At 31.7% G+C, this 25,106-nt stretch carries 23 protein-coding genes; 12 read left to right on the top strand and 11 right to left on the bottom strand.

What is annotated here, in order from left to right; genetic code table 11:
• Nucleotides 1–73: 73 nt before the first annotated feature.
• The 9 genes from AAFU52_RS23885 (at nt 74) to AAFU52_RS23925 (ending at nt 6,970) form a co-directional block, all read left to right on the top strand.
• Nucleotides 74–565 (top strand): DinB family protein, encoded by a 492-nt coding sequence (locus AAFU52_RS23885; protein WP_024772634.1) that lies wholly within the window; start codon nt 74–76, stop codon nt 563–565.
• Between the two features lie 159 nt (nt 566–724).
• Nucleotides 725–1,564, top strand: a complete 840-nt coding sequence (locus tag AAFU52_RS23890; RefSeq protein WP_438423912.1) for a helix-turn-helix domain-containing protein — start codon at nt 725–727, stop codon at nt 1,562–1,564.
• Between the two features lie 132 nt (nt 1,565–1,696).
• Nucleotides 1,697–2,095 (top strand): GlcG/HbpS family heme-binding protein, encoded by a 399-nt coding sequence (locus tag AAFU52_RS23895; protein ID WP_024772632.1) that lies wholly within the window; start codon nt 1,697–1,699, stop codon nt 2,093–2,095.
• A gap of 287 nt (nt 2,096–2,382) precedes the next feature.
• Complete coding sequence (locus AAFU52_RS23900) at nt 2,383–2,814, top strand: hypothetical protein (protein WP_438423914.1); 432 nt, start codon at nt 2,383–2,385, stop codon at nt 2,812–2,814.
• Nucleotides 2,815–2,895: 81 nt separating this feature from the next.
• Nucleotides 2,896–3,669: an AraC family transcriptional regulator gene (locus tag AAFU52_RS23905; RefSeq protein WP_438423916.1), complete on the top strand. Its 774-nt coding sequence runs from the start codon at nt 2,896–2,898 to the stop codon at nt 3,667–3,669.
• Nucleotides 3,670–3,729: 60 nt separating this feature from the next.
• Nucleotides 3,730–5,244 (top strand): S41 family peptidase, encoded by a 1,515-nt coding sequence (locus AAFU52_RS23910; protein ID WP_438423918.1) that lies wholly within the window; start codon nt 3,730–3,732, stop codon nt 5,242–5,244.
• A 131-nt stretch (nt 5,245–5,375) separates the two neighbouring features.
• Nucleotides 5,376–5,903 (top strand): hypothetical protein, encoded by a 528-nt coding sequence (locus AAFU52_RS23915; protein WP_438423920.1) that lies wholly within the window; start codon nt 5,376–5,378, stop codon nt 5,901–5,903.
• A gap of 16 nt (nt 5,904–5,919) precedes the next feature.
• Nucleotides 5,920–6,468, top strand: a complete 549-nt coding sequence (locus AAFU52_RS23920; protein WP_024772627.1) for a DUF1697 domain-containing protein — start codon at nt 5,920–5,922, stop codon at nt 6,466–6,468.
• 61 nt (nt 6,469–6,529) lie between these two features.
• A complete protein-coding gene (locus AAFU52_RS23925) occupies nt 6,530–6,970 on the top strand; it encodes an SRPBCC family protein (RefSeq protein WP_438423921.1) in 441 nt (146 codons plus the stop codon).
• An 87-nt stretch (nt 6,971–7,057) separates the two neighbouring features.
• On the opposite strand, the gene AAFU52_RS23930 is transcribed toward AAFU52_RS23925, so the two are convergent.
• The 5 genes from AAFU52_RS23930 to AAFU52_RS23950 all read right to left on the bottom strand — a co-directional run bounded on the left by AAFU52_RS23930 (nt 7,058) and on the right by AAFU52_RS23950 (nt 12,771).
• Nucleotides 7,058–8,248, bottom strand: coding sequence for an acetate/propionate family kinase (locus AAFU52_RS23930; protein ID WP_438423924.1), 1,191 nt, complete (start codon nt 8,246–8,248; stop codon nt 7,058–7,060).
• A gap of 51 nt (nt 8,249–8,299) precedes the next feature.
• Nucleotides 8,300–10,393: a phosphate acetyltransferase gene (gene pta, locus AAFU52_RS23935; protein WP_438423926.1), complete on the bottom strand. Its 2,094-nt coding sequence runs from the start codon at nt 10,391–10,393 to the stop codon at nt 8,300–8,302.
• 270 nt (nt 10,394–10,663) lie between these two features.
• Nucleotides 10,664–11,221: a porin family protein gene (locus AAFU52_RS23940; RefSeq protein ID WP_438423927.1), complete on the bottom strand. Its 558-nt coding sequence runs from the start codon at nt 11,219–11,221 to the stop codon at nt 10,664–10,666.
• Nucleotides 11,222–11,279: 58 nt separating this feature from the next.
• A complete protein-coding gene (locus AAFU52_RS23945; protein WP_438423929.1) occupies nt 11,280–12,362 on the bottom strand; it encodes a hypothetical protein in 1,083 nt (360 codons plus the stop codon).
• A gap of 13 nt (nt 12,363–12,375) precedes the next feature.
• On the bottom strand, nt 12,376–12,771 hold the full coding sequence (locus tag AAFU52_RS23950) for a lipocalin family protein (protein WP_024772621.1): 396 nt from the start codon (nt 12,769–12,771) through the stop codon (nt 12,376–12,378).
• Nucleotides 12,772–12,964: 193 nt separating this feature from the next.
• On the opposite strand from AAFU52_RS23950, the gene AAFU52_RS23955 reads away from it, so the two are divergent.
• Nucleotides 12,965–13,834, top strand: coding sequence for an AraC family transcriptional regulator (locus tag AAFU52_RS23955; protein ID WP_024772620.1), 870 nt, complete (start codon nt 12,965–12,967; stop codon nt 13,832–13,834).
• A 71-nt stretch (nt 13,835–13,905) separates the two neighbouring features.
• The gene (locus AAFU52_RS23960; protein WP_438423931.1) at nt 13,906–14,982 is read left to right on the top strand and encodes a DUF418 domain-containing protein; all 1,077 of its coding nucleotides are present in this window, start codon (nt 13,906–13,908) and stop codon (nt 14,980–14,982) included.
• A gap of 76 nt (nt 14,983–15,058) precedes the next feature.
• On the opposite strand, the gene AAFU52_RS23965 is transcribed toward AAFU52_RS23960, so the two are convergent.
• From AAFU52_RS23965 to AAFU52_RS23980, 4 genes are all read right to left on the bottom strand, one after another.
• A complete protein-coding gene (locus AAFU52_RS23965) occupies nt 15,059–16,159 on the bottom strand; it encodes a DUF2911 domain-containing protein (protein WP_438423932.1) in 1,101 nt (366 codons plus the stop codon).
• A gap of 137 nt (nt 16,160–16,296) precedes the next feature.
• Nucleotides 16,297–17,526 (bottom strand): peroxiredoxin family protein, encoded by a 1,230-nt coding sequence (locus AAFU52_RS23970; protein WP_438423934.1) that lies wholly within the window; start codon nt 17,524–17,526, stop codon nt 16,297–16,299.
• Between the two features lie 78 nt (nt 17,527–17,604).
• On the bottom strand, nt 17,605–18,288 hold the full coding sequence (locus AAFU52_RS23975) for a hypothetical protein (RefSeq protein ID WP_438423936.1): 684 nt from the start codon (nt 18,286–18,288) through the stop codon (nt 17,605–17,607).
• Between the two features lie 63 nt (nt 18,289–18,351).
• Nucleotides 18,352–18,555 (bottom strand): hypothetical protein, encoded by a 204-nt coding sequence (locus AAFU52_RS23980; RefSeq protein WP_024772615.1) that lies wholly within the window; start codon nt 18,553–18,555, stop codon nt 18,352–18,354.
• A gap of 129 nt (nt 18,556–18,684) precedes the next feature.
• Between AAFU52_RS23980 and pheT the strand changes: the two genes are divergently transcribed.
• A complete protein-coding gene (pheT, locus tag AAFU52_RS23985) occupies nt 18,685–21,111 on the top strand; it encodes a phenylalanine--tRNA ligase subunit beta (protein WP_438423939.1) in 2,427 nt (808 codons plus the stop codon).
• Nucleotides 21,112–21,219: 108 nt separating this feature from the next.
• Here pheT and AAFU52_RS23990 read toward each other — a convergent pair whose 3' ends face one another.
• Nucleotides 21,220–22,509 (bottom strand): tetratricopeptide repeat protein, encoded by a 1,290-nt coding sequence (locus AAFU52_RS23990; RefSeq protein WP_024772613.1) that lies wholly within the window; start codon nt 22,507–22,509, stop codon nt 21,220–21,222.
• Between the two features lie 30 nt (nt 22,510–22,539).
• Nucleotides 22,540–25,083 carry a DNA gyrase subunit A gene (gene gyrA, locus AAFU52_RS23995; RefSeq protein ID WP_024772612.1) on the bottom strand — a complete coding sequence of 848 codons (2,544 nt, stop codon included), beginning with the start codon at nt 25,081–25,083 and terminating at the stop codon, nt 22,540–22,542.
• Nucleotides 25,084–25,106: the final 23 nt, after the last annotated feature.

A 25,106-nucleotide genomic window follows, 5' to 3' on the forward strand; every position in this document is an offset into this window, starting at 1 on the left:
AGAGTTACATCTTTTACAATTAAAAGAGGCGGCTATTATATCATTAATTGACAAGAAATCATCATAGTAAAATATGAAATACGTACCCGAAGATGGATTCCCATATTATTATGACTTTGTAAAGAATATGAATTATCAATCACTCTTTTCTTCGTCATCAACAATTACATTTCTAAATTCTATCAACGAGAAAAAAGCTATTTATCGTTATGCACCTACCAAATGGAGTATTAAACAAATTGTTGGACATATAACAGATCATGAAAGAATAATGATGTTTCGAGCATTTTTAATGAGTAGAAACGAATTAGTAGAACTATGGGGCTATGACCAAAATTTATTAGTAGAAAATAGTCGTTTTGAAGAATTAACACTCAAACAATTAGTAGCTGATTTTGTAAATGTAAGAAAGGCATCTACTAGTTTTATTGAAACGTTGTCTGAAAGTCAATTAAAAATAAAAGGTATGGCCCGACAATATGAAATTACTCTTGAAGATTTTCTAAAGTCTATAATTGGTCATGAAAAACATCATATTACTATTATTAAAGAAAGATACATTTAATAAAAATCGTGACTGCACGTTTCTTTATTGTGAAGAAAGCAACATAGAAAATGTAAATATTTGTAGCTCAAAAAAATATTTTTTTTGAGATCTTAGCATCGCAAAAATCTTGTTACTTGGAAGAGGCCGAATTATAAGATGACTTTGAAATACCACCATATGCCAATAGACAATATCCCAGAATTATATATTAATAACCCTAAACTTAAACCTGATCTTTTTGTCTACGATTTTAAAATGGCCGAAGACATCATTAAAACTAAGGTTAACCTAAATATGCATATGTTTAGCTTTTTACAAGTCGGAAAAAAGCAAGTACACTTTGCAGGAACATCGGTTACTGTAAATAAAGATCAATCGTTACTTCTTAAAAAAGGAAATTGGCTTTGGACAGAATTACTGGATACAGATGCTATTTATTACTGTAAGCTCTTATTTTTTTCTGAAAAAATACTCAAAGATTTTTTAGATAAACACATACAAAATCAACAAATAACAAAGGAAGAAGTGCCTTATTTTGCAATTAGAAATGATGCTTACATAACTTCTTATTTAAATTCATTATCAACAATTAGTGATGCGCCAGCAGTTTTTATAGAAAACTTACTTTCTGTAAAATTTGAAGAAATTATGCTTTACCTTATTCATAAATATGGAAAAAAGTTTGAATTATATTTAAGGTCATTAATAGTTGAAGAAACCTCTCCTTTCAAAAAAATTATCGAGAGTAAAATACATTCCAATCTAAAATTAGAGGAAATTGCATTTTTATGTAATATGAGTTTATCTACTTTTAAACGTCATTTTATTAATGAATATAATGCATCTCCAGGAAAATGGTTACAAGATAAGCGACTTCAAAAAGCAAAAGAAACGTTAGAACTAGGAAAATTAACACCATCAGATATATACCTGGATTTTGGGTATAATAACCTTTCAAACTTCAGCATAGCTTTTAAAAACAAATTTGGGTTTAGTCCCAAAGAAATTTCCAGATAATATTTCATCTTTTAGCTTCATTTTTACACTTGACCTTTTTTCATAAGTTATTGAACTGTTTTAGTAATTAAATAAGGTCACTTGCATTGTACATTTGTGCTCAAATTACTACAAAAACTAAAACATAAAATAATGAACATTACATTAGCACAGGCTGAAAAAATCATTTCAGCAGCAAAAGAAAAATCTATAGCAATAGATACAAAAATGAATATTGCAATTGTAGATTCAGGAGCTAACTTAGTTGCATTTGGGCGTATGGATGGAGCTTGGTTAGGTTCTTTAGATATATCAATTAAAAAAGCTAAAACAGCTCGTTATTTTGATATGAATACAGGGATTATTGGCGAATTGTCTCAACCAGGAGGTGCCTTGTACAACATCGAGCACTCTAATAATGGTCTAATTACTTTTCCCGGTGGTGTACCAATTAAAAACGCAGCAGGTGAAATCATTGGCGCTATTGGAGTAAGTGGAAGTTCTGTTGAAAATGACCACGCAGTGGCAGAAGCTGGTGCATCAGCAATCTAAAACTTAATATATTGTACTAAAAAGAGGATAATTAGCATGCTAATTATCCTCTTTTCTATTAAACCATTACCTCCCTCCTAATTCAAAAAAATCAATAAGTTCCCTTATGGTAATCAGTTGCACAACCTTTTTGATAAATAAAAGAAAAGCAATTGCCAACGCCGTATAAAATTAATTGTTAAATTAGATGTTTAACCTTGTAACTAATTTATAGAAACACATTATCACGTACAATTTGAAAAAATGAAGTTTGTGTTTGAAGTTTGGCAGTCATAAAAAAAACAACTATGAATTCAATACTAAAAAATATTTTAGCTGTTATAGCTGGATGGTTAGGAGGTAGTATTATCAATATAGCTCTCATCCAAGTTGGTCATACATTAATCCCTATAAAGGGTATTGATCCTAATGACATGAACGCTTTGGCAGCTGTTATGCCAACTTTAGGATTCGAGCATTTTATTTTTCCTTTTTTAGCTCATGCATTGGGTACTCTTGCCGGTGCAACGATTGCTGGTTTAATAGCTGCCAGTCACAAAATGAAATTCTCATTGGGTATTGGTGGATTGTTCCTGTTGGGAGGAATCATGGTTAACTATATGTTACCTGGACCAACCTGGTTTGCAGTAGCAGATATTGTTATGGCTTATATTCCTATGGCATGGATTGGTGGAAAAATAGCTATGAAAATATTGGAAAATAAAAAAAGTGGTGAATAAAAAAGTGTGCCTAACATAAAATTAAACACAATTAAAACGGGTGTTCGTTTAAATAATTAGACAACATTGATAAGCTAAAGAATGATATTAGATAACTTAGAATATATAAACGTACAAAAACAAGTAACTGATTTTCCTAAGCATTATCATGAAACGTTTTGTATTTCACTTATTCACAAGGGTATTGAGCAAATTGAACTAGAAAGTCAAAGCATTTTTAGTGAAAAAGGCTGTATAACAATTACAAACCCATATGAAATACATGCTAACCCATTAATTGATAACACTTCTCAAGTTGAATTTGATACTATTTACATTTCTAAAGATGTAATGAAATACCTTTTTAATGGAAAAAATATAACTTTTGTTAATCGGAAAATAAATAATAAAAATGCTAACCAGCTTTTTAGGCAATTGAAGAATGCAATTATTATAAATGACATTCCAACTATTGAAAATTTGTTGTTTCAATTTGTGGCAACTTTAAAACATTATTCTCAAGAAAAAAAAGAAGAATATTCAGAATTAAACTTCAATTCACTCCATAACATTAGCTCATATATTGATAATAACATTTCAAGTAAGTTTTGTTTAGATGAACTCTCTAAGGTTGCTAATCTAAATAAATACGGGTTTGCCAAAAAGTTTAAAGCCTCAACAGGAATGACTCCGATGAATTATATTTTGATGAAAAAAATATTTTCGAGTAAAAAGTTAATTACAAAGACCACCGACTTAACTCAGATTGCATTTGATTATGAGTTTTCAGATTTGGCACATTTTTCTAATACTTTTAAGCGCTATGTTGGTATTTCACCCAAAATATATCAAAAAAGTATCTCATCTATCTTATAATTGCCAAGATTCTACAAGTTAGAGTATCTGTATAAACATATTTTTGAAAAAAATTACTTTATGAAATACAGAATATCCTTACTTACTTGTTTTTTAATATGCTATACCTCTGCTCTATTTGCTCAATCTTTAGATGAAAAATTTTCTATTGATAAGATGACAAAAGATCTGCAGATTTTTAAAGACATACGAATTAAAGCAAATTCTGGCCTCCATAAATATCGCACTAAAAAACAAATAGATAGTATATATCAATGGGCATTTAAAGAAGTTAAAAAATCAAAAACATATAGAGATTTTTATAATATAATTTATCAATTAACCGATTTTGAAGGCAGTTTACACAATGACATTTCATTACCAAAAAAAGTGTTCAAGTCAATGAAAAATGAAGAGCAAGGATATTTCCCTTTGCCGATAAAATTAATTCAAGACAAAGTAATAGTAAATATTGTTAACAAGGAAATTCCTTTAGGTGCAGAAATAGTTTCGATAAATAATTTAAAAATTAATGAAATACTACAAAGTTTACACAAATATTATACAACAGATGGTGTAAATATTACGGGGAAATCAATTGGAATTCATTATAATTTTAGCAGATATTATAGGTTACACTACGGTCTTGAAAACACTTTTAAAGTTAAGTATCGAGTTCATGATTCAGATAAAATTCAGCAAAAGGTCTTACCTAGTATAAGTTTTAGCGCTTATTATAAAAATATAAAGAATAGATATTCGAAACCATTTGATGAAGTTAATTATAAGGATTGGAAGGAAAATGAAATTTATAGTTACAAATCTATTGACCATGAAACCGGAATTTTAACAATAAATGATTTTGGAATGGGAAGTGAGAAGAATCCGATGCATTTACGATATGTTTCTTTTTTAGATAGTGTTTTTACCGGTATCAAAAATAACAATATTAAAAACTTAATTGTTGATATTCGTTACAATAGCGGAGGAACAGACCCTAACGATTTGGTTACATATTCTTATTTAACACAGCGTAATTTTTCAGAGAACAAACAAGCATGGATAAGTTTCAACAAAATTCCTTATCTAAAATATGCATACACCAAAATCCCTAGATTTCTAAGACCTCTTGGAGTTGGTAAATACAATAAAAGCTTTCAAAATCAATTTCCAAAAGAAGAAAACGGAAAATTTTATCAAGATTCGACCAGTGCTGATCATAAAATTAGAACACCAAATAAAAATGCCTTTACAGGAAATATATACCTATTGATTAGTCCGCGAGTGGCTTCTGCTGGTAGTTTATTTGCCGCAATGGTTGCTGGAAACAGTAATGCAATCACCATAGGAGAAGAAACAATGGGTGGCTATTATGGACATAACGGGCATAATACTTTGGGTTATATTTTACCAAAATCCAAAATTGAACTATTCTTTTCTGTAGTAAATTTGGAGCAAGATGTTGCTAAAAAAGAAAACCAAATTTACAATAGAGGAATAATACCAGATTATAACGTATCACAAACGTATACCGACTATATCAATCAAGTTGACACACAACTAAATTTTGTAATAGATCTAATACAACAAGAATAGTATTACGATAAGATACATTAAAACAGCTAATTAAGCGCAAGTCATCAAAGCTTGCGCTTTTTTAATACATTTATGGTAAAAAGATTACAATTATCAAGATCCTACTTTCATATATAACGCCACTAACAATTATGAAAAAAACTATAATTATATTGACTCTTTTGTTTTTTGGATTAGAACCAATCTCGGCGCAATCGAAAGAAACAACCTTGAAAGAAATTAGATCTGAGTATAAGATGATAAGAAACAATATGGATTTTTATATAAAAAGATCCTCAGAAATTGAATTAAATACTACCGAAGGAGGCCATGTAACTGCATATTTCGATAATGATGATTTAAAATTAATCGAAATAATTGAATTTGGAGAAACCGGAAAAAACATAACTCAGTATTATTTCAAAAACAAAAAGTTATTTTTTGCATTTGACCAGCAATATCGTTACAACATACCAATCTACAATGAAGAATTTGATTCAAATAAAACCACAATAATTGAAGATCGATATTATTTTCACAAAGAGAAACTCTTTCTTTGGTTAGATAATGATAAAAATAAAGTCGATTTGACTTTAAAAGCAAATAAGATGATTGGAAAAAAGTTTGTTGATTACACAAAAAAACTAAAACATGAATTAAAAAAAGAAGAAAAACACTAAAATAAAATTTAAAGAAATGAGTAAATATGTTGCTTTACTGCGAGGAATTAATGTGAGTGGTCATCACAAGGTTCCTATGGCCGAACTTCGTAAAGAAATGGAAAATTTGAATTTCGAAAAAGTAATTACAATTCTTAATTCTGGAAATATAATATTTGACTCAACAAAAGGTGATGCAAAGAGTCTCGAAAAAACGATTTCTGATCATTTAGCAAAGACCTTTGGTTTTCCTATCCCAACCATCATAAGAAAATCTGAAATGATGTATGATTTGTTGGATCGAGATCCATTTAAAGACATCCTGGTAACAAAAGATATTCGATTGTATGTTTCATTTTTGAAGGAAGATGTTGAAACCGATTTACAATTACCATGGACAAGTGATAATAATGCTTTTAAAATTATCGATAAGATCGACAAAACTATTGTAAGTGTCTTAGACCTTTCTATAACTAAGACCCCAAAAGGAATGGAAGTTCTAGAACGATATTTTGGTAAGCATATCACAACTCGTAACTGGAATACCATTAAACGAATAGAAAAGAAACTTGAAGCCAACTTATAAATCATGAATTAAAGCAAAATAAATCTGAATGTAATTTGTAACCATTTAAAACTAAATTCTTATGAAACATAAAGGTTATATCGAGATTGATCAATCATTAGATAAAGTGGCTGAGCTGTTTGCAAACCCGGATAATCTTAAAGAATATCAAGATGGGTTTATTAAAAAAGAATTGGTCAGTGGAGAAAAGGGTAAAGTAGGTACTGTTTCCAAAATGTTTTATAAACACGGAAAACATGATATGGAATTGATCGAAACAATAACTAAAAATGAACTTCCACATTCATTTGAAGCTAGTTATCATCATAAACATATGGACAATACCATGAAATGTAATTTTATTGCATTAAGCGAAAACAAAACAAAGTATGAATTCGAATACGAGTACACTCGTATAAACTGGATTATGCCAAAATTGATGGCAATTTTATTTCCGAGTATGTATCGAAAACCAGCAGAAAAATGGCTCAGACAATTTAAAGAATTTGCTGAACGACAATAGCTTTTGACCATAAAAGAATATATACCTCTTTTCGGGATGTACATGCATTACTATCGGGATTCTCTAGTTTTCTTTTTTACAATGCTTTTATGCTAATAATTTGAACGATTGCCTGGCAATCTCTAATTCTTCATTAGTAGGAATAACTAATATTTTTACTTTTGAAGAGGGTAAACTTATATCTCTTATTTCTTTAGATCGAATACTGTTCTTTTCGTCATCTAATTGAATACCAAAAAATTCTTGATCTTTACACACCAAGTCTCTAATCTTATCAGAATTCTCACCTATTCCGGCAGTAAATACAATAGCATCCAAACCATTCATAATTGAGGCATATGCTCCAATAAATTTTTTGATACGATAAGCATTCATTTGCAGAGCTAACTGGCAGTCTTTATTTCCTTTTTCTGCCTCAGATTCAATATCCCGTAAATCACTATACCCTGTTAACCCCAACATTCCACTTTCTTTTTGTAAAAGATCATTTACTTCTTTTAGAGAGTACCCCAAGGAATTAACCATGTAGAAGATCACTGCAGGGTCAATATCTCCGGATCGAGTTCCCATGATCAATCCATTCATGGGTGCAAATCCTAAAGTATGATCAATACTTTTACCATCCTGAACAGCAGTCATACTACATCCGTTTCCTAAGTGAATTGTAATCATCTTGGACATCGATTTCTCTTTCCCTAAAAATTCTATAGCTTTTTCTGAAACGTATTTATGACTGGTACCATGAAAACCATATACTCTGATATTATGCTCATCCAAAAACTTGTTCGGAATAGCATACTTATAGGCTTCCACAGGAATAGTTTGATGAAAAGCTGTATCAAATACAGCTACTTGTTGTGCATCAGAAAAAATTTCTTCGGCAACCAAAATTCCTTCCAAATTTGCTGGATTATGTAATGGTGCTAACGCAGAAAGTTTCTTGATTTTTTGTTTTACTTCTTCTGTAATTTCAACTGTTTCTGCAAAAGTGCTTCCTCCATGCACTACTCTATGGCCAACGGTATGAATTTCTGATGCCGATCGGATCACTCCTACTTCATCATCCATCAAATAACTGGCTATTAATTGTAATCCATCTTTGTGAGTATTTACGCTTACCGTTTTTTCAATTTTATTTTTTTCTGACGTATAAGAGATTTTAGCATTTTCTAAACCAATACGTTCTACCAAGCCCGAACAAATTACCTTTGCGGCAGGCATAGTAAATAGTTGAAATTTTATAGATGAACTTCCAGAATTTAGTACAAGTATTTGCATATTTTTTTAAGAGTTTAGAGTATTAAAATCAGGCATTTCTTCACTCTGTTTTTATAATCCTTGAGCCTGAATTGCTGTTATAATTACAGTATTATATACATCATCAACAGTACATCCTCTGCTCAGGTCATTAACTGGTTTATTTAAACCCTGCAGCATTGGACCAATAGCTAATGCTCCTGTTTCTCGTTGAATAGCTTTGTAGGTATTATTACCTGTATTTAAATCAGGAAATATTAAAACACTGGCCTGGCCTGCTACCTCAGAATTTGGTAATTTGCTTTGCGCCACTTCTAAATCTACTGCCGCATCATATTGTATTGGTCCTTCAATTTTTAAATCAGGATGTTTTTCTTTTACAATTGAAGTTGCTTCTCTAACAATTTCTACATCTTCTCCTTTACCAGAGGTTCCCGACGAGTATGATAACATTGCAACTTTTGGTTCAATCCCAAACGCTGCTGCAGATTCTGAAGAAGAAATTGCTATTTCAGCTAATTGTTCTGCATTAGGATTAGGGTTAATTGCACAATCACCAAAAACTGAAACTCGATCTTCTAAACACATAAAAAACACCGAAGAAACAACTTTTACTCCTGGTTTTGTCTTTATAAACTGTAAAGCTGGTCTTATTGTATGTTGTGTAGTATGCACTGCTCCCGAGACCATTCCGTCGGCGTGACCTTTGTATATCATCATCGTACCAAAATAAGATACGTCTGCCATCATATCTTTGGCCATATCCAGGTTTACATTTTTGTGCTTTCTTAGCTCATAAAATGTTTGCACATAATCATCATAATACGGAGATTCTGTAGGGAAAACAACCTGTATTTTATCAAAATCTATTGGAATATCGAGTTTTATAGCTTTACTCTTTATTTTCTTTTCGTTTCCGATTAAAGTAATATCCACAACTCCCGAAGCTAATAATCTGGATGTAGCTCTTAGGATTCTTTCATCTGATCCTTCTGGAAGAACAATATGTTTTTTATGTTTTAAAGCACGTCTTAATAAATTATATTGAAACATTCGTGGGGTCAATCCTTCTGATTTAAATGTAATCAGTTTATCAGCTAGTTGATCTTCATTAACATATTTTTCGAATATGCTAATCGACGTGTTTATCTTTTGTAGATTATCTAGATAAATTTTAGATTTAATGGCCCCTATTTTATTGGTAATAGAAAATGTACCACTAGGTACCGATATAATAGGAAAAGATAAAGAAACTCCTTCTATTAATTTAAGTATTGGTGATTCAGGGATAATTCCTCCAGTAAGTATAATTCCAGAAATCTTTGGATAGTTATCAGAAATATTTGCTTGCAATACTCCCAAAATGATATCAGCACGATCTCCAGGGGTAATTACAAGGCTATTATCCTTAAGATGTGTAAGGTAGTTACGCAATTGCATTGCACCCACTCCAAAACTACCAGCTTGATTATTGAGGTATTCTTTACCAAACAACACATTACCTTCTAATTCGTTTACAATCTCTTTGATAGTAGGGTTAATCAAAGAGTTGATTTTTGGAATAATAATACGATCGACATCATTCCCAAAATCTTTTTCAAAACTATTTTCTAATTGTTTTTCACAACCTTGGGTAACCTTATTTGCTACCATAGCCAATACCTCTACGTCTTTACTATTAAAAGTATCATATGCCAGTTTTAGATTACTAACAATTTCATCGTTTTGTTTATCAATTCCGCTTGCAACAATAACAGCTGGGATACCCAGATTCTTGGCAATAATAACATTAATATCAAACTCAATGATATTACCTTCATCAGAAAAATCAGTACCTTCTACTAATATAAAATCGAATCTTTCTTCAAGATTTTTGTATTTCTTGATAATCTCATCTATAATTTCTCCTGATTTACCTTGATTGTATTTTTGAAGTACTTCACTTCTTGTATACGCATAGGCTTTTTTGAAGTTAATATCTAATTCGAAATGCGATATTACAGTATTGATATGATTATCAACTTCTCCTTCTTTAGGATCGTCAATAATTGGTCTAAAATACCCTACTCTGGCTACTTTACCCAGAAGCATACGCATCATACCCAAAACAACAATAGATTTACCACTATTAGGTTCTATAGTAGCAATATAAACGGCTTTACTCATGTATAACAATTTGGTAGTACAAAGATACGCTAATACCGTAATTTAACATAAGATCAATGCATAATAAAACTTCTTTCTATCATAGTCATATAATATTAACAATTCGGTTTTCATTTCAGCAAAAAAGGTTTAGAATTACCCTAAACCTTTTATTATATCATATAACTTTTTGACATCTTACTTCCTGTCTTTTCTGCTTTTAAATTCTTTATACAAAAAATGATATAATCTGTTCTACTACTAATTTGATCAATACAATCATTATAAATGTTATAATTTATAAGCTAAACCAGCTTGAAATACTGAATTTTTAAGTGATGTAGTATTCGCTTTGGTAATATCAACTAGCCCTAGGTTATATCTAATTCCAACTTCTAAATTATCAGTTAAGGAATATCCTATACCCAAAGCTACTCCGTAATCGATTTTCTTAAAATTACTCTTTACAAAACCTGCTCCTTTACCACTTAACAAATATCCTACATGAGGCCCGGCTTCGAGGCTTAATTTATTAATAGGGTAGAATTTTATGATCGCCGGTAATATATTGATGTAGTTTAATTTTATTTTACCAGAACTAATCTTTGATTTTGCTCCTTGAGCAGAATAAAGTATTTCGGATCGAATTGCTAATTTTTCGGATAGCCTGTATTGAGAAAAGACTCCTCCCATTATCCCTATTTTAAATTTAGAAGATGTATTCCTAAATTCGGTTAAGTTAGCTCCTGCTTTAATTCCAAATTCTATCCCTTTTTGTTTTTCTTGTGCACTTATAGTTACTATCCCCAATAACACTGTACATAACATTAATTTAATTGTTTTCTTCATTTTGATTTATTTGTTTGTTTTAATTGAATACATTACTATTCTGAAATCAGTTTTCAGATTAAAAATTAACCCCTAGTTCGAGCTCAAATCCGAAGTTTCTGGTATACACTTTAGAAGTTTGTATTTGTTGAAAAACACCAGCTCCAATCACAATACCATAATCTTTCCATGGGATAATTTTTATTCCCTGTCTAGAGCTTATTCCGATAAGAAAATTGTGTTGTTTTTTACCTTCTGTTTTTTTTGCGATTTCAAGCCCCAAAGGCACTTCTAGGCTTATATTAGCATATAACCCAGGTACTATTTTTAAATACCCGTCAAAACCACCTCCTATACTAAAGGCATCTACAGACGTATAGTTTTTATTGAGCAATGAACTTCGTTTTATACTATATCTATCATAAGATATTATAAAGGGCATGATGAAGTTTTTATCACTATCAGCAAATCCTATATAACTAATTTTCCATCCCTCTTTATGCTTACTATATATTTTTTTATATGTCAACATGTTAAACCATTTCCCTAATCGTTCTGCATGTTTTAATTTAGATTTCTCATAAAAAACATCTTCTACGTTTGTTTGTATACCTCTTGATGTAGAGTCTGGTCTGTTCCCTTTTTTATAATGATTCATAAAACTTAGGGTACAATATTCTAATGCAGCTCTGATTCTTTTTTCATAGGTCTCAAATATTTTTGATTCATCAGACATAGAAAAAATTTCTTCTTCATAGTGCCGTACAGCATGAAGTTCTTTCAGTTTATCATTTTCTTTTTCATAAAAAACCAAGTCTATATACACCCTGGTCGTTATATGATTTATACTACTCTGAGATTGTTGAATTTCTAAATTCTCAACTTTTATATATATTGGTTTTGCATCTTTAGCATGCGAAAAAGAAGTTTTCATAAAACTTAGAATAGCCCTTGGTGCATTTGGGTGTAATTGAAAAATGACTTTTTCTCCAAATTTATTGGTCCCTAATCCTAAGTTTTTCTCTTTCCGAGTATCGAAAACCTGTTCTATGTATATTGATGAGTTTTCTGTATGAAAAGGAACAGTTTTTAAGGCTATTTTTTCTTGAGACAATACTATAGAAGACAAGAAAAACATTGATACATACCAGATAGATTTCATTATAAACTTGATTTTATAAATTAAAAGCATAATGAACCTCTATCTCCCTAATCTCTTTAATATCAAAACGCAACACCAAATTCACTGATGTTAAAACGACGATGTGTGCCTTTACCTTTTCTTTTTTATCATCAGTCATCATTATATAGCTGCCATTAGTGTTTAACATCCAGGCACCGCTCTCCATTTTCCCATCAGACATAGAGATAAAGGTCATATCCTTTTTAAAAAGGATATAGTCATTTTTTTCTTTTTTAGATGGTGGGTATTTCTTAACTCCAATCTTGTAGGTATCAAGATCCCATTTTTTTAAGAGGCTATTCTTATCTATAGTTTGTGCTTTGACATTATAGATTGAAAAAATGAATAATATTACCATTAAAGCTTTTATACCTGTTTTGTTGTTCATGTTCTACTATTAAATTTTAACCAAAACTAGTAAGCATGAACAGTATGTCGTTTGTCCTATTAAGACAAAAAAGCATAATCTCTATATTGCATTAAAATTCTTATTTCACGCTATGAATAACATATCTAATTATCCTAAAAAGACAACTCTGATACTACTATTTCGTAGTACCTTTCCTTTAAAATGATAAAACATGGGAAATCCAACACAACTGGAACGTTATAAAAAATTAATTCTCTATATAGAAGAGAAATTTAAAAATGAGATCAGTAAAAAAGATATAGAAGACATATCGTTTTATTCTTATCGAAATATAAACAGAATATTTCTTGCACTGCATCACGAAACTATAGGTCTATATATAAAAAGAATAAAATTAGAAAAGGCCGCAGAATACCTGAAATTTTCATCTGAGAACATCTCTGATATTGCCCATGAAATTGGATATAGTGATATTGCTGCTTTTAGTAAAGCTTTTAAAAAACAGTTTAAATGTTCTCCTTCTTCTTTTCGAAATTCGAACAAAGTCAAACAATACATTACCCAAAAAGCGATCTTCTCATTAGAAAACACTCAAGAACAAGTTCTTAATTATGAACTCGAAGAAATTCCTGGTTTTGATATTTTATATTTAACCTATCAAGGATCTTATGAAAATATCAATGGTATAGAAAAAACCTGGAAACAATTGGTCTCATACGCCTCAAAACATGATTTATTAAAAGACGAAACAATTATATTGGGTGAAATATTAGATGATGATGCAATCACAGACACTGTACATTGCAGGTATAATGCCGGGATTGTTCTAGAAAAAGAAATAGACTTTCCTTTAAAAGGGTTATTTAAAACCAAACATATAGCACAGCAAAAATATGCCAAGTTCTTACACAAAGGTAGTCATGAGAGTTCTACAGATACTTACAATTTAATCTATGGGTACTGGATAACCGAAGTACAATTAGAGTTTGAAGACAAACCTACTTTAGAGTTTTATCTTAATGATGAAACTAATACTCCAGAAAAAGAACTCCTTACCGAGATTTATATTCCTGTAAAATAATAATTGTCTGTATTGAACAATACCACTTCTAACCTGCTCATCTATATTTGTTTGCAAAAAAAAAGAGTGCTATGCAAAAAAGAATTATTGGAATTGATGTTGCACGTGCACTGGCAATCTTTGGAATGATTATAGTTAATTTTAAAATGGTATTTGGAAATCATGGTAATCCATTCTTGAATACTATTTTAGGATTATTAGATGGTAAAGCAGCTGCAACCTTTGTTGTTCTGGCAGGTGTAGGAATCTCATTAATGACAAAAGGTGCATTACATCGCAATAATGCAGATGAACTAAACCAAAACAAATACAAACTTCTAAAAAGAGCTCTATTTCTTTTTTTAATTGGCATATCCTATTCCACAATCTGGCAAGCAGATATTTTACACTTTTATGGGATATATATACTTCTGGCAATATTTTTAATAAAAAGTAAGCCAAAAACACTATCATTTATTGCAATAGGAATGGTGATGTTATATCCTATACTTATGATATTATGGGATTATGATAATGGATGGGACTATGCAAAAATGAGCTATATAGACCTATGGACTGTAAAAGGTTTTTTAAAAAACCTTTTTTTTAATGGTTTTCATCCCGTCTTCCCCTGGAGTGCATTTATGATTATAGGAATGTGGTTTGGCAAGGTGCAATTAAGTAATATTAAAGTAGTTATAAAAGCATTATGGGTTAGCCTTACAGTATTTATAATCGTACAGATAATATCCTATTTTTCTATTGCTTTCTTTTCTATGGGAAACCAAGAAATGATCTCAGAATTAACTCCGATTCTTGGAACAGATCCTATGCCACCATTACCTTTATACATGATTTCTGGAAGTAGTGTAGCCATATTCCTTATTTCATTTTGTATTCTAATTTCAAAGAAATATGAGAATACCACTTTCATACATATATTAAAAAACACGGGGCAACTTGCTTTAACCTTCTATATTGCACATGTCATAATAGGAATGGGATTTATAGAAATTGTTAGCCCTATAAAAATGGGAGAGTATACAGTTAACTTTTCCTTTTTATACGCATTGTTCTTTATTATAGTATGTCTTATCTTTTCAATGATTAATAAAAAGTATTCAAAATATGGCCCTATTGAATGGATAATGAGAAAATTAACTGACTAAGTTATATATGAAATAAAACACAAAGACCGTCTAATAAAATTTAGACGGTCTTTCATTATTGCTATAGATTATTCCTTTAATTTATATCTTTTCCATTTTTAAGTTTTTCCAAATCACCGTTTAATCTTCCTTTAAATCGATCAGGAGCACTGCTTAATGATGTATTTATCGCTTTTATAGCATTTTTATAATCCCCGGTTGCCGAATACGCTTTTGCTAATCCATAATTAGATGGCCATGCGCCTTTACTATTTTTTACGTTATCCTTTAAAATAAGGAGCGCTTTATCTTTTTGCCCTAAGCTTATTAAACCTGTTCCTAATCTAAAAACCTGTGAAGTACTTCCTAGTTTGGCAGCTTTATCTACAAAAGTCATAGCTTCACTTGTTTTCCCTTGTTTAGCCAAAATTTGTGATTTAAGAGATAGGTTAGCAAAAGTTTCTTTACTAAAAAAACTACCGGATATAGATGCATCAACCCACTCTAGTGCTTGATCTAACTCACCTGCACTAAATGCATAATTTGCAGCATTATCCCAATTTGTCTGAGTAAAACCTGCAGAATTGCGAAGATCATTCTTAATGCCTTTCATTACAACATTTTTCACATCAACTTCGATCGTGAAAGGAATTTCTTTTTTCTCCCACCTCAATGCTACTACCGCACTGTTAGCTTCTACTTTAGGAAATAAAAAAGTTAGCATTTCGGTATGTGCTGTCTCTTTGGTTTTAACATCTACACGTAAAGCATCTTCCTTTTCATCATAAAAATAACTTCCCCAGGAGTTAGAATTATTAGAAAATATAACAGTAGCACCACCATCTTCTTTTAAAGCAATATGTAGGCCATAAGTACCTGCCTTAATATCTTTTCCTTCGATTTTTACATCGTGAGTAAACTCTATAGTCGAATTGCTATTAGCTCCTGCTCTCCAGGGTGCCGCTGTAGATGTTCCAAAACCCAGGTTATTATATCCATAAGGAACTAGTTTTCCCCAGATTTCACGTTCTTTTACACTTGGTCTCCCATAATCAATTGTGATATTTGTAGTTCCTACACGTTGCATTACTTGGGCACGTTGGCTTCCTTCAGGTGTAGTAAGTTGCGCATTTGTTTGAATTGAGAGCAACATCATTGCGCTCACAATACAAGTTGTAATTAAGTTGAATTGTTTCATGACTTTTTTTTTGATTAATTATTATCACTTAGAAAAATCTAATTTCTGACTTAAACAATGTAAGAGGTATATCTCAATCCTAATGTTACGGTAGTGTTAAACTCAAAAATAAAGTCATAATTGATTGTTAAACCATATTATTCTTTTAACAACTGGTTAACAAAACCTTCAAAATCATTTTTAAAATCTACATATTTTTGGCCTGTAGCCGGGCCATTGAAACCAGTGTGTATTTTACGTACTTGTCCTTTTTTATCAATAAAAATGGTAGTTGGATATGATAATACATGATTTAGCATCGGTAGTTTTTCTTGTGCTTTCTGTTTATCTGAAGTTCCATATTGAGCTAAAAGAACCGGATATGTTACCTTTAATTTTTGCTGTAATCGTTTTATGGATTTAAATGCTTTTTCTTCGGTCTTTGCATATTCAAAAGCTAATGCAACAAATTCGGCTCCATTGTTTTTATGCTCATTCTGATATTCTACATAATATTTGGTCTCATCCATACAGTTTGGGCACCAGGTTCCCATAATTTGTACGATTACCACTTTATCTTTAAACCGATCATCTTTAAGCGAAATTTGGTTTCCTTCAACATCAGGAAAATTAAAATCTAATGTATCATATCCTTCTTTCAGAAAAGTTAGTGAATCTTCAGAAGGTAATTTAAAGTTCTCATTTCTTTTAGCTACAAAAGGCTCTTTCCAGTGATTACCCGAATAAAAATAACCACTCAATGTACTATCTGTAACTTGCGCAGTAAATAAGAAAGCATGAGCTCCATCAAAAGTTGATAATTGTAATTGATCATTATTTAAAACGCCTTCTAAATAACGATAGTCTCCTGTAGTTGTTCTAAATGTACCCGTAACCATATTTCCATTTTGTTTAAAAGTACCTTTGGCTATATACCTATCTTCTTCATTGTCTTTACTAAAAATTGTCTCCCAATTTCCTGTAATATCATGATTTGATTTTGAAACAATTTCAAATCGATCCTGTTCTCCATAATTTGCCGTAAAAGGCACCACTCTATCCAGGCTTTTTTTAATAAAACTTCCAGAAATTGTCATCGAATCTATAAATCGACCAGCGATATACCCTTCAAAAACAGGAAACTTAATTAGTATAGAATCTTTATTGATTATAACTTCATCTACATCGATTGTTTCTTCGGCATTAAAAATTCTTAAGGTTTGATCCTCCATTACTTCAATCAAAAAAGGAAGTTTTTTATTACCCTGAACTTCTAAAGTTGCTTTCCAGGGTCCACTTTTAAACTCAATCAAATCAGATGGTTTTTCTTTCTTACAGGAAGAAAAAATAGTGGTTACAAGTAGAATAAATATGGCTGTTTTTCTCATTATTTTTATCGTATAAAAAGTCCGGAAAGTTACTCAAAACTTACCGGACGATTCTCTTTTTATAGTTTTATTAGGCTTTTATTGTTCCTTAGTATATAATTTGTCTAATTTTTCTTTTCCTTCTTTCATCTTTTCTTTTCCTTTTTTAATTGATTCTTCTAAGGCTTTTAGCTTTTCTTCGGCTTTAGTGATTTTGGCTTCTTTTTCTGCTATTTCTTCAGGAGTTAGAGCTTCTTCTCCCTCCTTTTCCTTTGCTTTTGCCAGGCGTTCTTTTGCTGCTTCAATTTTTTCTTTACCTCTAGTTATCCTTTCTTCATTCTTTTTCAACACCTCATTACGTTCTTTCACCATATTCTTAGCTTCTTCAGCTCTGGCCATTCCAAATTCCTTACCAGTTAATCCTTCTTTATTTTTGCCATAGGCTTTACCTTTTACCTTTTTTTCGGCTTTCTCTAGGGCCTTTTCAGCCTTTTCTTCAGCTTTTTCAGCCTTTTCAATAGCTTTATCCTTCGCTTCTTCTGCTTTTCCTTCTAGTTTTTCAACTTTTTTTTCTGCTTTCTCTCTGGCTTTCTCAGCCTTCTCTTGAGCTTTTTCTGCTTTTTTTTCTGCCTTTACCTGAGTTTTTTCAGCTTTTTCCTTTGCTTTTGCTTTTTTCTCAGCTACTTTTTCTTTTGCTTCCTGAGATTTTCCTTGAGCAATAGTAACTTGATTCCCTAAAGTGAAAATCAAAACAAATACCAATACTAGTTTTATAAGTTTCATGATAGTCTTTTTTAGTTAATGTTAGAATAATTAAGGTATGAAGGTTTATTACTAAAAGGTCTTTTAAATATTATCCAAATCTTCTAAAGATTCTTCCAATTCTTCTACTTTGGTTTCTACTTCTTCTGAGATTTGATCTAATTCAGATTCAACCGCTTCTATTTTTTCTACAGCTGCTTTGGTTTCTTCCTCTTCTTTTTTCTTATCTGTACAAGAAATTATTCCGAAAAGAAACATAATAGTAAATAACTTAATTCCTGTTTTCATAATATTAAAATTTGGTTAGAATAAAACTATTCTAAATATACCATAATTTTATTTATAGATATACTTACAACTATTTGTATCCTCTGCCCAATATATTATCTTTACCACCTGAATTTAGAAAGATCACAAATGAAGATTTCGTATAACTGGCTGAAGCAATTTATTAATATCGATTGGGATGCAGAAAAAACCGGAGAACTCCTTACCGATTTAGGATTGGAGGTAGAAGGAATAGAGTCCTATCAAAGTGTAAAAGGAGGACTAGAAGGTGTTATTGTAGGGCAAGTTCTTAATTGCGAAAAACATCCAAATGCAGATAAGCTTAAAATTACCAAAGTAGATTTAGGTAGTGGTGAGCCAGTTCAGATTGTTTGTGGCGCTCCTAATGTTGCTGCTGGGCAAAAAGTTCCTGTTGCAACTATTGGCACAAAACTTTACAATGATAAAGGTGAAGAATGGGTCATAAAAAAAGGAAAAATAAGAGGCGAAGAAAGCCATGGTATGATCTGCGCCGAGGATGAATTAGGGTTAGGAAAAAGTCATGATGGGATTATGGTTTTAAGTACTGATATCACTGTAGGAACTAAAGCTTCGGACATATTTGATATTGAAAATGATTCTGTGTTTGAAATTGGATTAACTCCTAATCGTGCAGATGCAATGAGTCATTTGGGTACTGCGCGTGATCTTAAAGCAGGATTACTACAAAAAGATCTTAATTTAGAACTCATTACTCCATCAGTAAGTAATTTTAGAGTAGAAAACAGGCTAAATAAAATTGACATCGAGGTCAAAAATACTGTACTAGCACCTAGATATTGTGGTGTAACAATTTCTGATATTAAAGTAAGTGAATCTCCCGCCTGGTTGCAACATAGATTGAAAGCGATTGGAATTACTCCAAAAAACAATGTGGTAGATGTTACTAATTATGTTTTACATGAGCTAGGACAGCCATTACACGCATTTGACGCACATTATATTGAAGGAAATAAAATTGAAGTAAAAACATTAGATGCCGGTACTAAATTTACAACTCTAGATGAAGTAGAAAGAGAATTGCATCAGGAAGATCTTATGATCTGTGATGCTGTAAAACCTCTTTGTATTGCTGGTGTATTTGGAGGAGTAAACTCGGGGGTAACAGAAAGAACAACTTCGATTTTCTTAGAAAGCGCATATTTTGATCCTATTAGTATTCGTAAAACAGCAAAACGACATGGTCTAAATACAGATGCTTCTTTTAGATTTGAAAGAGGTATTGATCCAAATATCACCGAATATGCCCTTAAAAGAGCTGCTCTATTGATACAGGAGCTTGCAGGAGGAAATATTTCTAGCGAAATCATGGATTTATATCCAAAAAAGATTGAAGATTTTCAGGTAATTTTATCTTTTGAAAATGCTACAAAATTAATTGGCGAAGAAATACCTCAAGATACTATTAAGAGGATTCTCACTTCGTTAGACATTAAAATCAATAGTGTAACTGAGACAGGTATAGGCCTTACTATTCCGGCATACAGAAATGATGTGCAAAGAGAAGTTGATGTTATAGAAGAAATCCTTAGAGTATACGGGTATAATACTATAGGTTTTACTCAGAAATTAAATGCTTCTATATCAAATATTGATAAGTTTTCTGACCATAATGTGCAAAACACGATATCAAATCAACTTGTTGGTCAGGGATTTAATGAGATGTTAGCCAACTCGCTTACCTCTCCTCATTATATTGCCTTGAGTGAACAACTTAAAGATGAAAATAATGTCGAAATGCTAAATCCACTTAGTAATGATTTGGCAGTAATGAGACAATCTATGTTATTTTCGGGATTAGAAGCTGTATCATATAACAGCAATAGAAAGCGATCGGATCTTAAATTATTTGAGTTTGGAAAAACATATCATAATTACGAAGATAAAAGAATAGAAAACAAACACTTAAGCATTATTGTTTCTGGAGATAGATCCAAAGAAACCTGGACCATGAGTTCGCAAACAAGTGATTTCTTTTACCTAAAAGGAATAGTATACTCTGTTTTGGAGCGTTTAGGATTAACAAGGTTAAAAACTTCTCCTATAAAGAATGATGTTTTTGCAGAAGGTCTTTCTTTAAGTATTGGCAAAGCTCAATTAGTTGATTTTGGAATATTAAAAAAATCGGTATTAAAACATTTCTCTATTTCTCAGGAAGTATTGTATGCCGATTTTAACTGGGATGTTATCTTGGAATATGCAAAACACAATAAAATAAAGTACACAGGCATCCCAAAGTTTCCTGAAGTGCGTCGTGATTTTGCCTTGTTATTGGATGATTCTATAAAGTTTGAAGAAATTCATACTATCGCCAAGCAAACCGAAAAACAAATTTTAAAAGATGTAAACTTATTTGATGTGTACCAAGGTAAAAACCTACCAAAAGGGAAAAAATCGTATGCTGTAAGCTTCATTTTGCAAGACGAGAATAAAACACTTACCGATAAACAAATCGATAAAATCATGAACAAGTTACAGTATAATTTTGAAAATAAATTAGGAGCCGAACTTAGATAAATAACAGTATTCAATCTAGGGTACTATTCTATAAGTGTGCAAATAAATCATAAAAAAAACCGGAATATATATTCCGGTTTTTTTTATGATTATTGAAAAGCTCTATTATTAGTTACCTCCTTCTAAAGCTTTAAGTCTGTCTTTCATTTCACCAGCTTTAGGATCATCCAATTGATAAAATATATTCATCAATGTACGAATAGCTTCTACATTATCAGGATTACTTTTTAAAGCTCCTTCAAGGTAAGGAACAGCTGTTTTATATAATTCTGATCTCTTTTTTGTTAGTTCTTCATATTTCCTATTATCGCTTGAAGATGTTCCTAAACCATTCATCTCATCTACAATCTTAGTTTCTCCACTTAAAATTATAGAAGCAATATTAATTTGAGCAGCAGTATAATCTGGCTTTAACTCTAAAGCTTTCTTATAGTATCCCATTGCCTGATCATTGTCTCCAAGACGAGAAGCACTAACTCCTAAATTATATAGTAAATCTGGATTTTCAGGATCGTTAGCTACGATCTGTTCCATAATCTCCTTATACTTAGCAATATTCCCTAACTTGTAATATACATCAGCTTCTGCCTGCATTAATGCAGAATCCTCAGGGTTTTCTTTTTTAGCATCTTCAATAGCAGCTACAGCCTCTTCATCTTTTCCTTGGCTCATATAAATCAAGGCAATATTTTTAGCAATCTCCCCTTTTTTAGATTCAGAAGTTTTAGTTTCTGGTTTAATATACTCTCCTGATTTTACAGAAAGGTCTCTTATTTGTTTAGATTCAAAAACATCAAGCTTACCAGTTTCTTTATGCGTTGCTACAAACTCCTTTTTTTCTCCGCTAAAACCAAGGTCTTTTAATTCCTTATAATATTTTAGAGCAGTATCATAGTCTTTATTATTAACAGCGTTACCTGCTGCATAATATAAATATGTAGTATCAGCTTTATTAGTTGTATATCCTAAATAAAGTTTTTCTGATGCTCCTTTATAGTTTTTTGCATTCTGATCTTTAATTGCATTTTCGATTAAAGATTGACGCAATAATTGTAATTTTTGTGATGCATCTACTGTATATTTAGCTGCTCCTGACGCTGCTTCAATTTCTATTGCTTTATTATAAGCATTAGCCGCACTTTCAATTTTCTCTAAAGATTCATTTGCTGAAGCTGCAACAACTTGTCCTTTATAAAAATAATACTGCGCTTTCATTTTATCATCGGCAGCATCCAACTGTCCTTCTGCAGCTTGCAATGCTTCTGCTGCCACATCCATATTACCAGATTTTAAGGCTTTGGCAGCTGCTTTTAATGCTGGTTTTGGTGTGATTTTCTTTTGAGCGAATCCAAAAGCACCAACAGCTAGAAATAGTACTACGATAAATTTAGTCTTCATTACTTGAGTTTTTTTTAAAATGGGATTTAATTATTGTTTTGTTTCATTATCAATATTCGTGCCATCTGAAGCATTATCAGTATCTGTCTCAGAAGAATCAACATCTTCTATATCTTCATCCTGATCTATATCGTCTTCGTCATGCATAACTTTTGCTACTGCGGCAATAGAATCTTTACCTTTTAAATTAATAAGACGTACACCTTGTGTTGCGCGTCCCATTACACGTAAATCTTCTATTGCAAGTCGAATAGCGATCCCAGATTTGTTTATAATCATAAGATCATCTAAATCGGTAACGTTCTTAATCGCTACCAGACTTCCTGTTTTATCTGTAACAGAAATGGTTTTAACACCTTTACCTCCTCTATTCGTTATTCTATAATCTTCTAATTTAGAGCGTTTTCCATAACCATTTTCTGAAACTACTAAGATATTACTTTCCATTTCATTAACAGCTACCATACCAATTACTTCATCTTTATCATCAGCAAGTCGGATTCCTCTTACTCCTGAGGCTCCACGTCCCATTGGTCTAGTCTTTTCTTCTTCAAATCGAATTGCTTTACCCGATTTTACTGCTAGCATTACCTGACTCTTACCATCGGTTAACTTAGCTTCGAGAAGCTCATCATTATCCTTTATTGTAATTGCATTAATACCATTTGTTCTCGGTCTGGAATATTGTTCTAATGACGTCTTTTTAACCTGACCTTTTTTCGTTGCCATAATGACATAATGCGAATTAATATACTCTTCATCTTTAAGATCTTGAGTACAGATAAAAGCTTTCACTTTATCGTCATTATGTATATTAATTAGATTTTGAATAGCTCTTCCTTTAGAAGTTTTACTTCCTTCCGGAATTTCATATACTCTCATCCAGAAACATTTTCCTTTCTGAGTAAAGAACAGCATGTACTGATGATTGGTTCCTACAAATAAATGTTCGAGAAAATCCTCATTACGTGTTGTACTTCCTTTTTGTCCTACTCCTCCTCTATTTTGTTTCTTATATTCGTTAAGAGAAGTTCTTTTTATATATCCTGCATGTGAAATCGTAATTACTACTTTTTCATCCGGAATCATATCTTCTATACTCAGGTCTCCACCTGCATATTCTATTTGAGAACGACGCTCATCACCATATTTTTCTTTTATTTCTGCCAGCTCGTCCTTAATGATTTGCATTCTACGCTCCTTCTTTTCCAAAATATCCTTAAGGTCTTCGATAGTCTTCATCAACTCATCATACTCCGCACGTAGTTTATCTTGCTCAAGACCTGTTAATTGACGCAAACGCATCTCTACGATTGCTTTGGCCTGTATTTCAGAAAGTTTGAAACGCTTTATTAATTTTTCGCGGGCCTCATCTGCATTTGCAGAAGAACGAATTAAAGCGATCACTTCATCAATATTATCAGAAGCTATAATTAACCCTTCAAGAATATGAGCTCTTTCTTCGGCTTTTTTCAATTCATATTTTGTACGACGAACAACTACTTCATGTCTGTGTTCGACAAAATAATGAATCATTTCTTTTACATTCAACAACTGTGGTCTTCCATTAACCAGTGCAATATTATTTACACTAAACGAAGATTGTAAGGCTGTATACTTATATAAAAGGTTTAGTACTATATTAGGTATTGCATCACGTTTAAGAACATATACGATACGCATACCGTTTCTATCAGACTCATCACGTATTGTAGAAATCCCTTCAATCTTCTTATCATTAACAAGGTCAGCAGTTTTTTTAATCATATCTGCCTTATTCACTTGATAAGGAATCTCGGTAACGATTATACTTTCTCTACCGTTTACTTCTTCAAAACTTGCTTTAGCTCGTATAACGACTCTTCCTCTACCTGTTTTAAAAGCTTCCCTAACACCATCATAACCATAGATTGTTCCACCTGTAGGAAAATCCGGGGCTTTAATATATTGTATTAATTCATCAATTTCAATATCGTTATTCTCAATATAAGCAACTGTACCATCAACAACCTCACTTAGATTATGAGGAGGCATATTCGTTGCCATACCCACTGCAATTCCTGAAGCTCCATTTATCAATAATCCCGGAACTCTTGTTGGCAGAACTGTTGGTTCTTGTAAAGTATCATCAAAATTAAATGTATGATCTACAGTGTCTTTTTCGATATCTGCCAGCATATCTTCAGATATCTTACGCATTCTTGCTTCTGTATAACGCATAGCCGCAGGGCTATCACCATCCACAGAACCAAAGTTACCCTGGCCATCAACTAACATATATCTCAAACTCCATTCTTGCGCCATACGAACCATCGTATCATATACAGACGTATCACCATGCGGGTGATATTTACCAAGAACCTCACCTACAATTCTTGCAGATTTCTTGTGGGCACTACTTGCTTTAACACCCAATTCATACATACCGTATAAAACACGTCTATGTACGGGCTTAAGACCATCCCTAACATCAGGAAGTGCACGAGATACTATAACAGACATTGAGTAATCAATGTATGCCGATTTCATCTCATCTTCTATATTGATAGGTATAAGCTTTTCTCCATCAGCCATAAAAAATTATTTTATTCTAAAAA

This window comes from Aquimarina macrocephali (assembly GCF_051627225.1).
GTDB classification, from domain to species: domain Bacteria; phylum Bacteroidota; class Bacteroidia; order Flavobacteriales; family Flavobacteriaceae; genus Aquimarina; species Aquimarina macrocephali.